Genomic DNA, 12,190 nt, shown 5'->3' with positions numbered 1-12,190 from the left:
ATAATATGCAATTTTATTGCATAATTAATTCCTATTTTTCACAGTTCTTTTATTCCATTTTTTTATTATCAATAGTTATCCTGGATGAAAAAGGATTATAGAGACTGATTCATTCTGGTTATCAAATTAATTAATATTAAATTTATTTAACTAATTATTTTTATGATTACTATTCAGTTTTATATGATGATACCAATCTAACTTTAAGATGCGTGTGATTTCTTCCCGCTTTGCGGGGAGAAATCAGGTTTCATATCGTGTTGTAAACTGCAACTTGAAGTTTAATGCGTATATGTGCTAAATGTTTTGTGTTTGTTAAAAAATATCATACTATTATTATAAGGGTTTATAGCGATATGACCTTTTTTTATTGAAATTAATTGGCTTATGGAAAGATTTATAACTGACAAGGGCATTTTTCCCAGAGATGCTAAGATTTAGGCAGTGGAGAGTGTTTAGGCTGGATTAAAACCTCTACTCAACTTTTACTGATACGGTAACTGGTATTGAATTAGGATCTTGATGGTATTAAGAATTTGACCTGACAGTACGCTTAGGGCTTGCAGAACATAATGAAGAAAAGAACACTTTTCACAATCTTACTGATTATTTTTCTAATCGCAATGGCAGTGCTTTTCCGTTCCCACAGCCAGGAACTCTTGTTGCAAGGAGAGGTTGATGCGCCGGAAGTGATTATTGCGTCCAAAGCCATGGGGCGAGTCATTAAAGTTCATGTTGAACGAGGAGAAAGTGTCAAAGTCGGGCAACTGATGGTGAGTCTTGATAGCCCTGAACTGGCGGCTAAAGTTGCCGCAGCGCAAGCTGTACGTGATCAAGCTAAAGCAAAACTTGAATTATCCCTGCATGGGACTCGTGAGGAGAACATTCGAAATTTAGAAGCTATTCTTGCCCAGGCTCAATCAGGATACATCAATGCACAGCGTGAATTTAATCGTCTCAAAAATATGTCAACCAACGGCTATATATCTGCCAGTGATCTAGATAATGCGCGCAACGCACGGGATATTGCCTATCAAAAAATGCTGGGTGCTAAAGCTGATCTGGATGCAGGAAAAAATGGTGACCGCATAGAGTTGAGACAGCAGTTCCAGGCAGCATTGGATGAAGCGGAAGAAAAACTGCGTGAACTGAAAATACAGCGTGATGATCTGCAAGTCAAAGCGCCTGTTGAGGGTGAAATTGGGCCATTGCCAGCAGAAGTTGGGCAACTTTTTAATGCTAATAGCCCGTTGGCGACATTGGTACGTATTTCACAGGCTTATTTTGTCTATAACCTGCGTGAAGATATTTTGGCGCACGTTCGCAAGGGAGACAAAATTAAATTACGTGTACCTGCACTGGGTAATAAAGAGATAGAAGCTGAAATTCGTTATATCGCCCCGATGGGGGATTATGCGACGAAACGTGCAACTCGAGCGACGGGAGATTTTGACCTGAGAACGTTTGAGGTTCGGCTATATCCATTGCAACCCGTTGATGGCTTACGTCCGGGTATGAGTGCCTTATGGCTTTGGAATAAGTAAGGTATATACCAATCTAACTTCAATATGCGTGTGATTTCTTCCCGCTTCGCGGGGAGAAATCAGGTTTCATATCCTGTTGTAAATTGCAACTTGAAGTTTAATGCGTATAAATAAGGGCGCCAGATGAAGAGAAAAGCTGCGTGGAGCAGTTTTGAACAGGAATTTACGCGAGAATTTAGTATTGCGTTACACAGCCCGGTTTTTCACTGGTTAGGATGGTTGTTCCCTTTGCTACTGTTTATCTTAATTAGTGCTAATTTTTCAGAAGGAACACTGTTTAATCTGCCTGTTTCGGTCGTGGATAATGACCACAGTGTGCTGTCACGCACCTTTATCCGTAACCTGAATGCCGCCCCTCATGCAAATATCAAGTCTTATGACAATAGCTTGCCAGAATCTATAGAACGTTTGCGCAGAGCGCAGGATTACTCCCTACTTTATATTCCAGAAGATTTTGAAAAAGATGCGTTAAGTGGAAAACGGCCGATGGTGAGTATGTATTACAATGCTTTGTTTTATGGTGCAGGTCGCTACTCGACTCAGGATTTCAGCGGATTGGTAGCAGAAACGAATGCAAAATATCGCGCAATTATTGCCTCCGAAATCGGCCGGCAGTTACCGCCATTAGCGAAAGCAACCATGTCCTATGACAGCTTGTTTAACGCCAGCGGCAGTTATATTTATTACCAGCAATTTGCGGCAACCATTCATTTATTACAACTTTTTGTCGTCACATGCACCATTTACATCATGGCCAGGGGAAGCCAGCTCTTGGAAGCCAAAGATTTCGTCGGGGCATTGTTGGGAAAACTGGCGCCTTATACCTTGATGTTTACACTGCTATTGATGGTAGAAATTACAATACTGGTTATTTCTTCGGGAGCAAAAGTCGCGGGTAATCCAGTGTACATGCCTATCGTAGGATTTTTTTATGTGATTGCCGCGCAAAGCATTGGCCTATTGCTGTTTTCCTTCACCAACAGTGTCATAACGGCCTACACCTTGATTGGGATGTTGGTCAGTATTGCGATGACATTTTCTGGTATGCTCGTCCCCGTACTTTCTATGGTATGGCCCGCAAGAGTTATCTCTGCTCTTGAGCCATTAACCTATGCTTTGCAGGCTATGTTTGACATCTTCCTGCGGGAAGTATCACTACAAGTTATTGTGTCTGTTTGCCTGATATTGATGATCTATCCTGTGGTTTGTGGCCTTTTGATTCGCAATCGCTTGTGGAAGCGACTTAATCAATCAGAGGAAACCGTTAATGGCAAATAATGGGCAAACAAATTGGACGTTGTATTGGCAAACACTGCGCGATGTATTTTTGGGGATGCTGGAAAAACCCATGTGGTTGCTATTGATGGTTTCATTATGTGTCATGAGCCTGGTTTACATTCGTCCTTCTGTGTGGGACTTACCAATCGCAGTGATCGATAATGATCACAGCTATGCGAGCCGCACACTGATCCGTCATATTGACTCCATGGCAAAAGTGGCTCCCCAAATCTACAATAATCTTGATAATGCCCGTCGTGACATGTTACAGCGAACCATCTTTGCCATTATCATTGTGCCGGTGGACTTTGAAAAACGTTTACTGAGTGGACAGAATGTTACTGTGCCGGTTTATGGTGATGCGACAAATCGTCTTGCCAATGGGCAGATTCAACACGATTTAGCGTTGGCTTATCAACAACTTTTGGCAGAATACAATGGTAAATTACTTTTACAATCGGGTTTCAGCATTGAGCAGGTGAAAACCTTGCTACAACCGATTCGGAGTGAAACTATTGGGTTATTTAATCCCGGAGTCAGCTATGCTGCAATCATATTTCCTGGTTTATTGGTCATGCTGTTGCAACACTCCTTGTTAGTTGCTTGTGTTCGCGTCAGTATTACCCTACGGGAAACCCCTAAAGGTAATCCACCGCTGCCCGTCTATTTAGGAACATTGTCCGCTTTGATCCCTATCTGGCTATTTCTGTCGGTGATCTTTTTTATTCTGTGGCCGTGGATATTGGGATATCGGCAAGATGCACCGATTTACCTCGTACTTTTACTGACATTCCCGTTCCTGTTGGCGGTATTGGGATTGGGAAAATTGGTGACAGAATGCTTGCGTAGCGTGGAAATGATTTATTTAACGTTGGCTTTTATTACCACGCCAATCTTCTATATTTCAGGCACAATTTGGCCGCTTCAGGCGATGCCTGATTGGGTCAGAGTCATTTCATCGGCTCTGCCATCGACATGGGCAACAAAAGCGATAGCAGGGGTTAACCAGATGGAATTACCATTGCACAATGTGTACAAAGATATCGGTATGATGCTGTTGCTTGGCGTGATGTACATGGTGTTGGGTATTTTAGTTGGTATGCTGCGTAATAAAGAATTTAGCTGTATCATCCAGCGCATTAAGCAATTTTTTTCATCATAATACTCATAAAATCACAGCCATAAAGAAGCAAACAGGGATATTTGATCATTCAAATATTACATGTTGGCAGGGCTGTTGCGATCCGTTCTGTAGACGTTTTTTAATAAGGAATTTATCATCGAATTTCCCATTGTAAGCAACGCTTTTTCTCTTTAATCTCCTGATACATTGTTTTTCTGCATCGTTTGTGGGTTGAAGGGAATACCAAATTGGGACTACATGTGAAAAATCAGATGGATTCCATGAGAGCGGGATCTATGCCATCCATCCTTCGCTTTGGTCTATTGCGTTTGGCTGGATTGATCAAAGCGGGACAGAAAGAGGGCGCTGATCAGAACGATCGCGTGTTATCGTCATGTTAATCAGGGTCGAAATTCCTGTCGATGCTGTGGGGATTGATCGTTTGCTGCGTCAATCTTTTGAAACATCGGCAGAAGCTGAGTTAATTCATCAACTAAGAGAAGATGGTTTATTGACATTAGGTATTGTTGCGACCGACGATGAAGGCCATGTGATTGGTTATGCCGGTTTCGCGCCTGTTGATATCAATGGTGAAGATCATCAATGGGTAGGTTTGGCACCATTGGCGGTGGCGGAACAATATCGTAGTCATGGGCTTGGTGAACAATTGGTTTATGAGGGACTGGATAGTCTGAACGAGTTTGGCTATGGAGCGGTTGTTGTGCTGGGGGAGCCTGAGTACTACTCTCGTTTTGGATTTAAACTTGCCCATCAATATCAAGTTCATTGCCAATGGCCTGATTGCGAGAGTTACTTTTTGATCTATCCCCTGGCTGATATTGTTCAGGAAGACTGTCACGGTCTGGTTACTTACCCTGCCCATTTTAATCATCTGTGGGCATAACCTGAGTGAAAAATTTCTCAGATAAACCGATTTTGGTTAAATAAGTTATTATGCAGATAGGCTGGTCAATAACTAGCCTTTCTTTTTGCTGCTTACTCAGTTTTTTCACGTGATATTCCACTTTCAATGCCACCCCTTTATCCCCTATCTGACTTTGATAGACCAACATTAAGGGATCCCGCCCTCTTAGGTACTTTGCACCTTTTCCGGCTGCATGTTGCCTAAATCGACGAGATATATTGGTCGTTATTCCGGTATACAGACTGCCATCCCGTGTTCTGATCAGATAGATAGACCAATTAGATACGTTAATATTCATTATTTATTTTTAATTATTTTAATAAGTTAATTTATGTGTGGAATTAATTCACATTTCAGTGATAAGTGTAATTATAAGCCAGATTTTTGATGATTTCTAAATATAACCAAATGAATTTATTAAAATATATTCTATTTGTTAACCAATGTTAGTATTTTTTGTTCAAAAAAATTGAAAAAATATAGCAACAATTGCTAATTATAATATTTTGAACAAGCGTATAACATGCTCACATTTACAAGGAACTAATCCTTACGTTAAAAATGAGTAGAGGAACAAAACATGAAAAATGTAAAAAATATTGTCGCTATTTTTGCATTAAGTGCGGTTTCTTTCGGTTCTTTTGCTGCCACTGAAGTTCAAGTTGCTAAAGGTGAAAAAATTGGGGTTGTTTCAGTGAGTGGTGCAGCGACACTAGATAGTTTGACTGAAGAGTTATCCAAAAAAGCTGATGAAGCTGGTGCAAGTTATTTCCGTGTTGTGTCTGCAAATGGTCAGAATCAACTGACCGGAGTTGCCGAAATTTATAAATAATTTATCGTGATCTTATATAAGTCTTAGGGTTTATTAAGTCAAATTCAGAACACGTAACTGGATAAGGCGCCTGTCGTGTTCTGTTATGGCTTGAATAAAATAATGGTATGAAAATATATGGATTTAAATAAAGAAAATTTAATAATTAGTCAGTATCTTGCCAGACAACATGTATTCACTCTTTGCACTTCTTCAGCTCAGGATTTATGGTGTGCAAGCTGCTTTTATGTCTTTGATGCTGCTAGCATGGCATTTTGGTTTATGACGGGATCCGATACTCGCCACGGTCAGATGATGCAAAATAATCCTATCGTTGCAGGCACTGTTGCCGGCCAAACCCGCAATATCGCCCAAATCAAAGGTGTTCAATTTCGGGGTGAAGTGATTTCATTGGCTGGTGAAGCAGAAACCATCGCCAGAGCGCGTTATTGCCGCCGTTTTCCTATCGCGTTGACGGCCAAATCCCCAATCTGGCAGCTCAATATCAATGAAATCAAAATGGTGAATAACACCCTCGGGTTTGGCAAAAAATTGCATTGGCAGCGTTAAAAATAGTGGATGACCTGATTATGGCTGCCTCGCCAAATTAATGTAGGATCATACAGCGCTTGTTCAAACTTCCCATCCACAACCGCATGAACGTAACTGATCACGTCTTGCTGAATTTCGCTTAATTCATTGAGGACATAACCTGTCCATAGCCAGATATCCTTATCTGGGCATTCTTCCCGTACACGTTTAACCAGTTGCAGTATGCGGCGAACATGGTGAGGATGCAGCGGATCACCGCCAGATAGTGACAGGCCTTGTCGTTTAATCCGGTGATCTTTTAGGTCGGCGATGATCTGATCTTCGGTTGCTTGCGTAAAAGGCTGACCTGAATCGACTCGCCATGTACTTTGATTGTAGCAGCCACGGCATTGATGCAAACAACCTGACACGAACAGCGTACAGCGGGTTCCAGGACCATTCACCACATCAACTGGATAATATTGATGATAATTCATGCTATTAACCTATCTGTCCATTGGTGAAATGTTTCACACGGCGTTTCACTTCTTCCTGTTTACCTGCATTGAATGGGCGAGCATCCGGGCTGCCAAGGTAACCACAAACACGGCGAATAACTGAAACCTGGGCTGGATCATGGTTTCCACATTGGGGGCAGGTGAATCCTTTACTGGTACAGGAAAATTCTCCGGTAAAGCCGCATTGGTAACATTCATCAATGGGTGTATTGGTGCCATAGTAAGGCACACGTGAATAACTGTAATCCCAGACATCTTCTAATGCTTTCAAATTATGTTGCAGGTTGGGATACTCGCCATAGCAAATAAAACCACCGTTTGCCAATGGCGGATAGGGTGCTTCAAAGTCCAGTTTATCGTAGGGATTAACCTTCTTTTCTACATCCAGATGGAAGCTGTTGGTGTAATAGCCCTTATCGGTGACACCTTGGATTACGCCAAACTCAGCGGTATCCAAACGGCAAAAGCGGTCACATAAATTCTCGCTGGGTGTACTGTACAAACTAAACCCATAACCCGTCTGCTGCTTCCATAGATCGACGGCCTTACGTAAGTGTTTAACAATCGCAATGGCTTTCTGCTGGCGCTGTTCATCATCAAACAGATGAATGTGATTGCCATATAACGCATTTATCGTTTCATGAATACCGATATAGCCCAACGAGATAGAAGCACGACCTTGCTTGAAAATATCGGCAATATTGTCATCCGCTTTCAGACGTACACCACAAGCCCCTTCCATATAGAGGATCGGGGCAACGCGAGCCTTGGTTTTTTCGAGGCGAGCAATTCGGGTCATCAGTGCTTTTTTCGCGAGTAACAAGCGTTGATCTAAAATTTGCCAAAAATCAGCTTCATTACCCTTGGCTTCGAGCGCAATGCGAGGAAGATTCAGGCTGATGACGCCCAAATTATTACGCCCTTCATGAAGTTGCTGACCGTTTTCCTCATAAACGCTGAGAAAACTGCGGCAACCCATTGGGGTTTTAAATGATCCCGTTACCTTAATCACTTGATCATAATTGAGAATATCGGGATACATGCGTTTACTGGCACATTCCAGGGCTAGCAATTTAATGTCATAGTGGGGATCACCAAACCGATGATTCAACCCATCACGAATGGCAAAAACCAGTTTGGGGAAAACGGCGGTCTTGCGGTTTTTTCCCAAACCTGCAATGCGGTTGCGCAAAATTGAGATTTGGATCAAACGGGCTTCTTTGGTTGTTCCCAAGCCGAAGCCGAAAGTAACAAACGGCGTTTGTCCATTGGCGGTATGCAGTGTATTGACTTCATATTCCAGGGACTGGAAAGCGTCATAACATTCTTTTTCTGTGCGTGCTTCTGCATAGGCAACTTGATCGGCAATATTCCACTCTTTGGCAATCGCCAGATGCTTGTCATAACTGGCTTTCACAAAAGGAGCGAGGATTTCATCAATGCGATTAATGGTTGTACCGCCATAAATGTGGCTGGCAACTTGCGCGATAATTTGGGCAGTGACCGCAGTGGCGGTAGAAATGGATTTGGGTGGTTCAATTTCCGCATTGCCCATTTTAAAACCGTTAGTCAACATGCCCTGTAAATCGATCAGCATACAGTTGAACATAGGAAAAAATGGGGCGTAATCCAGATCATGATAGTGAATTTCTCCTCTATCATGTGCTTGCACCACATCATGTGGCAGCATATGCTGCTTCGCATATTGTCGGGCGACAATTCCTGCCAATAAGTCACGCTGGGTTGGAATGACCTTACTATCTTTATTGGCATTTTCATTGAGAAGAGAGAAATTGCTTTGCTCGATCAGGCCCCGAATTTCTTGATCTAACCGATCATGCCATGTATGGGATGCCTGTTCACAGGCATTGCCCTTACTCATGTCACCCTGTTGCGTCACAACCATTTTCACAATATGGCACCTCAATATGTTATCCACAGCAAAAATGAGAGGACGTCTCGCTTTCTGTTTTTATGTGGATAATTTTGTGTATAAATACTATATATAGTGTGTTTATTATATTAAAGCACAATATGTAGATTTTATGCGTCAATATACAACTAAAGAAGTTGATCTAAGACAAAGAAAAAGAGGAAAACCAGATGTGAATATCAACCCTGATACCGAAGTGATCAGGGCTGGAAAAACGGCAAATTAGCGACGAACAGCGATAGCTTCGATTTCGATTTTCACGTCTTTTGGCAGACGGGCAACTTCAACACATGAACGGGCAGGGAATGGCGCATTGTGTTCAGCGAAGAACGCTTCGTAAGTTGCGTTCACGGCAGCAAAGTCATTCAGATCTTTAACAAACACCGTGGTTTTTACGATATCAGCCACTTTTAAGCCAGATTGTTCAATAATCGCTTTAACGTTTTCCAAAGATTGGCGGGCTTGAGCAGTGACTTCTTCAGGGATAGCACCGGTTTTTGGATCAACAGGGATCTGGCCGGAAGTGATAACCATGCTGCCCAGATCAACGCCCTGAACATAAGGGCCGATGGCTGCTGGAGCATTTTCGGTATGGATAGAACGTGACATTAGAAACTCCTGTTTGATGTCTAAGATGGAAAAATTTTCTGGATCGCCATTATAGTGATCCTCTGTCCCACATCAATTGATACAGGACATTCTTACAGATTGCTTGAACTGCTAGCGGGTTCGGCGGTTAATCGTTATTGATAACAGCCTGGCGATCAAACTCTTTCTCACAGTACTTACAGCGTAACACCACATCGTCTTTTTCTGACATCACATAGAAGCTGCTGTTAACTGGTTCATTATGGCTGATGCAATTGCTGTTTGGGCAGACAAGGATACTGTCGATTCGGTCTGGCAAGTTGATTTGCATCTTTTTGACCACAACGTAATTTTCAATATTATTGATTGTGGCATTGGGGGCGTACATGGCGAGCTGGTTTGCCTGTTGCGCTGTCAGAAAGGTGTTTTCAATCTTGATCAGATCCTTTTTACCTAAATGGTTGGAAGGCAGATTCAAGCCAATGGTAATGCGCTGATCTGTTTCGGTGAGTTTGAACAATGACAATAACTTAAAGCCGATATGGGCGGGGATATGATCGATAACCGTGCCACATTTAATGGCTTCTACTTGCAGTTGATGGTCTTGGGTCATGTTGTGTCATGAATACCGTTTCGGTATTCCTCCTCCAGATATTAGGAACGGCTTATTTTGTCATAGAAAATTTGGCATTTCATCTGATTACCTTTTGGAGATATAAACAATCACATTGATTTGCAAGCGACAACTTGAAGTTGGATAGGTATGAAAGACGATTTAATTCAACATATAGAAAATAAATAAAGTTTGATGGATAGCACTTCTGTTGCTAATCTGTAAATATATTGTTATTTAAATGCGATCCATACCAATACTACAGTATAAGGCCGAATATGTTACTATCTGCTTCTTCTGGAAATATAAACTTAGGAAAGAATGCTGCGGAAAAAATCTCGGCAGAAAGGGGATTTGATTGGAAAATAATTAATGAAATTCCTATTGATGAGTGCCATGAATCGTTAGAAATCATCACCAACTCAAATAAGTTAAAACAAAAATCTGTTTATTATTTGGCGGGAATACAAGGTTCCATTGAATATTGTATGGTAAGAAAAAGCGTGGCCGAAAAATTAAGGATCGCATCACAATTACTTCCTGCTCATTTAGGGATTTTGGTATTGGATGGCTGGCGTTCACGGAAAACTCAGCAAGCCTTGCAAGAGATAACACAAGCAAAGATCGCAGAGCAATATACAGAATTATCGGCTGAAGAACAGCAGAGATTATTGCAGCAATTTGTAGCTCCAGTACCCGTAGGAAAAAACCAAATCAGCCCACATCTGACAGGGGGGGCAGTGGATGTCACACTCTTTGATATGGAATCTGGTCATGCACTTTTTTTGGGAACGGAGTTTGATGAAGTGAATGAGCTTTCCTACACCGCCGCGTTAGAAAAAGCACCCGAAAAAAACATGACTGCCACTTTATATCGTCGATTACTCTATCGTGTTATGACGCAAGTCGGGTTCACCAATTTACCGACTGAATGGTGGCATTATGATTACGGTAACTCCATGTGGGCCTTTTATAATCATCGGACAGCTATTTATGGAGCAATAGATGAGACTTCATATTATTTGAAGAAATAAATTGATAAGTCAGTGTGTAAATATCTTCTTTTTTATTTAAAAAAATATCGGAAAAAATAATGAAAAATACACTCATTACAGCTGACAATTCATTAATGCTATGGGCTTTTATTATGATTACTGTTGCTGCCGCCATAGTAGCAGAACAGCGTTTTAAATGGGCATCTAAAATACCGGGAGCAGTCATTGCATTGATTATTGCTGTCTCTGCCTCCAATTTAAATATTATTCCTACCGAAGCACCCGTTTACGATGCTGTTTGGGGATATATCCTGCCACTGGCAATTCCTTTATTATTATTTAAAACCAACCTGCATAGCATCCTTAAAGAAAGTGGTCGATTACTGATACTTTTCCTGATTTCTTCCGTTGCTACCATGGTTGGTACAATCGTCTCCTTCTGGCTTTTCAGGGATTACATACCAGAGTTAGATAAAATCAGTGGCATGATATCTGCCTCTTATACGGGAGGTGGGGTGAACTTTGCGGCAATGGCTGCCAAGCTGGAAACTTCCCAAGACATGGTGGCTTCTACCATCGTTGCTGATCATTTTATGATGGCTGCCTATTTTATTATCCTGATGCTCTTATCTGGTTGGACGGTGGCGAGAACATTTTGGGGCAGCCCATATACCGACCTGGTTGAAAATACAACCAATTTAGATAAATCCCAACCTTTGGCAGCGACTTATTGGAAACCAAAAAATATCGCTCTAAAAGATATTGCCTTATCTCTAGCATGGTCAGTTTTTATTGTCGCACTATCATTTCAGCTTTCATCATGGCTAAAAACTTTGCTTGGTCAGCCAAATAACGTTTACCAAGAGCTGGTTTTCAGCCTAATTTCCGATAAATACCTGCTTCTGACTACTGTCACTTTTATTATCGTCACAATATTCAAAGAAACATTCAGTAAATTGAATGGTACTCAGGAATTAGGTACTTATGCCATTTATATGTTTTTTGTCGTGATTGGCATACCTGCATCCATCCAATTTATTATTAACCATGCGCCTCTGCTATTTGCTTTCGTCTTGGTGATTACTATGCTCAACCTGGTACTGACTTTTGCCGTAGGAAAAATATTTAATTTCAGCCTGGAGGAGAATATTTTAGCGTGTAATGCCAATATCGGCGGACCCACTACCGCAGCCGCAATGGCAATTAGCCGTGGTTGGATTAATCTGGTTGGCCCGATTATGGTAATTGGTACTGTCGGCTATGTCATTGGTAATTATATAGGAACATTTGTTTATTTTGTGGTGGGTAATTTGTGATATGGAATAATGCTG

13 protein-coding genes are annotated in these 12,190 nt (G+C 41.5%); 8 read left to right on the top strand and 5 right to left on the bottom strand.

Annotation, left to right across the window (positions count from 1 at the left end; all coding sequences use genetic code 11):
* The first annotated feature begins 572 nt into the window (after positions 1 to 572).
* The 4 genes from WDV74_RS14895 to WDV74_RS14880 all read left to right on the top strand — a co-directional run bounded on the left by WDV74_RS14895 (position 573) and on the right by WDV74_RS14880 (position 4,849).
* Positions 573 to 1,544: an efflux RND transporter periplasmic adaptor subunit gene (locus tag WDV74_RS14895; RefSeq protein ID WP_338883596.1), complete on the top strand. Its 972-nt coding sequence runs from the start codon at positions 573 to 575 to the stop codon at positions 1,542 to 1,544.
* Between the two features lie 123 nt (positions 1,545 to 1,667).
* The gene (locus WDV74_RS14890; protein WP_338883595.1) at positions 1,668 to 2,822 is read left to right on the top strand and encodes an ABC transporter permease; all 1,155 of its coding nucleotides are present in this window, start codon (positions 1,668 to 1,670) and stop codon (positions 2,820 to 2,822) included.
* Positions 2,812 to 3,984 (top strand): ABC transporter permease, encoded by a 1,173-nt coding sequence (locus tag WDV74_RS14885; protein WP_338883594.1) that lies wholly within the window; start codon positions 2,812 to 2,814, stop codon positions 3,982 to 3,984. The genes WDV74_RS14890 and WDV74_RS14885 overlap by 11 nt, the downstream gene beginning before the upstream one ends.
* A gap of 355 nt (positions 3,985 to 4,339) precedes the next feature.
* Positions 4,340 to 4,849, top strand: coding sequence for an N-acetyltransferase (locus tag WDV74_RS14880; protein ID WP_338883593.1), 510 nt, complete (start codon positions 4,340 to 4,342; stop codon positions 4,847 to 4,849).
* On the opposite strand, the gene WDV74_RS14875 is transcribed toward WDV74_RS14880, so the two are convergent.
* Entirely contained in the window at positions 4,830 to 5,162 is a 333-nt protein-coding gene (locus tag WDV74_RS14875) for a GIY-YIG nuclease family protein (protein WP_338885627.1), read from the bottom strand. The genes WDV74_RS14880 and WDV74_RS14875 overlap by 20 nt on opposite strands.
* A gap of 288 nt (positions 5,163 to 5,450) precedes the next feature.
* On the opposite strand from WDV74_RS14875, the gene WDV74_RS14870 reads away from it, so the two are divergent.
* The gene (locus WDV74_RS14870) at positions 5,451 to 5,702 is read left to right on the top strand and encodes a YdgH/BhsA/McbA-like domain containing protein (protein WP_338883592.1); all 252 of its coding nucleotides are present in this window, start codon (positions 5,451 to 5,453) and stop codon (positions 5,700 to 5,702) included.
* Between the two features lie 117 nt (positions 5,703 to 5,819).
* Positions 5,820 to 6,251 (top strand): YhbP family protein, encoded by a 432-nt coding sequence (locus tag WDV74_RS14865; RefSeq protein WP_338883591.1) that lies wholly within the window; start codon positions 5,820 to 5,822, stop codon positions 6,249 to 6,251.
* On the opposite strand, the gene nrdG is transcribed toward WDV74_RS14865, so the two are convergent.
* The 4 genes from nrdG to pyrI form a co-directional block, all read right to left on the bottom strand.
* Positions 6,248 to 6,709: an anaerobic ribonucleoside-triphosphate reductase-activating protein gene (gene nrdG, locus WDV74_RS14860; RefSeq protein WP_338883590.1), complete on the bottom strand. Its 462-nt coding sequence runs from the start codon at positions 6,707 to 6,709 to the stop codon at positions 6,248 to 6,250. The genes WDV74_RS14865 and nrdG overlap by 4 nt on opposite strands.
* A 4-nt stretch (positions 6,710 to 6,713) precedes the next feature.
* Positions 6,714 to 8,612, bottom strand: coding sequence for an anaerobic ribonucleoside-triphosphate reductase (gene nrdD, locus WDV74_RS14855; protein WP_338885626.1), 1,899 nt, complete (start codon positions 8,610 to 8,612; stop codon positions 6,714 to 6,716).
* Between the two features lie 273 nt (positions 8,613 to 8,885).
* On the bottom strand, positions 8,886 to 9,272 hold the full coding sequence (gene ridA, locus WDV74_RS14850; RefSeq protein WP_189760521.1) for a 2-iminobutanoate/2-iminopropanoate deaminase: 387 nt from the start codon (positions 9,270 to 9,272) through the stop codon (positions 8,886 to 8,888).
* A gap of 127 nt (positions 9,273 to 9,399) precedes the next feature.
* On the bottom strand, positions 9,400 to 9,864 hold the full coding sequence (gene pyrI, locus WDV74_RS14845) for an aspartate carbamoyltransferase regulatory subunit (RefSeq protein WP_338803934.1): 465 nt from the start codon (positions 9,862 to 9,864) through the stop codon (positions 9,400 to 9,402).
* 278 nt (positions 9,865 to 10,142) lie between these two features.
* On the opposite strand from pyrI, the gene WDV74_RS14840 reads away from it, so the two are divergent.
* Both WDV74_RS14840 and WDV74_RS14835 read left to right on the top strand, forming a co-directional pair.
* The gene (locus WDV74_RS14840) at positions 10,143 to 10,898 is read left to right on the top strand and encodes a M15 family metallopeptidase (RefSeq protein ID WP_338883589.1); all 756 of its coding nucleotides are present in this window, start codon (positions 10,143 to 10,145) and stop codon (positions 10,896 to 10,898) included.
* Positions 10,899 to 10,957: 59 nt separating this feature from the next.
* Complete coding sequence (locus WDV74_RS14835) at positions 10,958 to 12,175, top strand: DUF819 family protein (RefSeq protein WP_338883588.1); 1,218 nt, start codon at positions 10,958 to 10,960, stop codon at positions 12,173 to 12,175.
* Positions 12,176 to 12,190 lie beyond the last annotated feature (15 nt).

It is taken from the genome of Xenorhabdus sp. TH1 (assembly GCF_037260955.1).
In the GTDB taxonomy this organism is placed as follows: Bacteria; Pseudomonadota; Gammaproteobacteria; order Enterobacterales; family Enterobacteriaceae; genus Xenorhabdus; species Xenorhabdus griffiniae.
The sequence above is the reverse complement of the archived record's forward strand: the minus strand, read 5'-3'. Positions and strand labels throughout refer to the sequence as shown.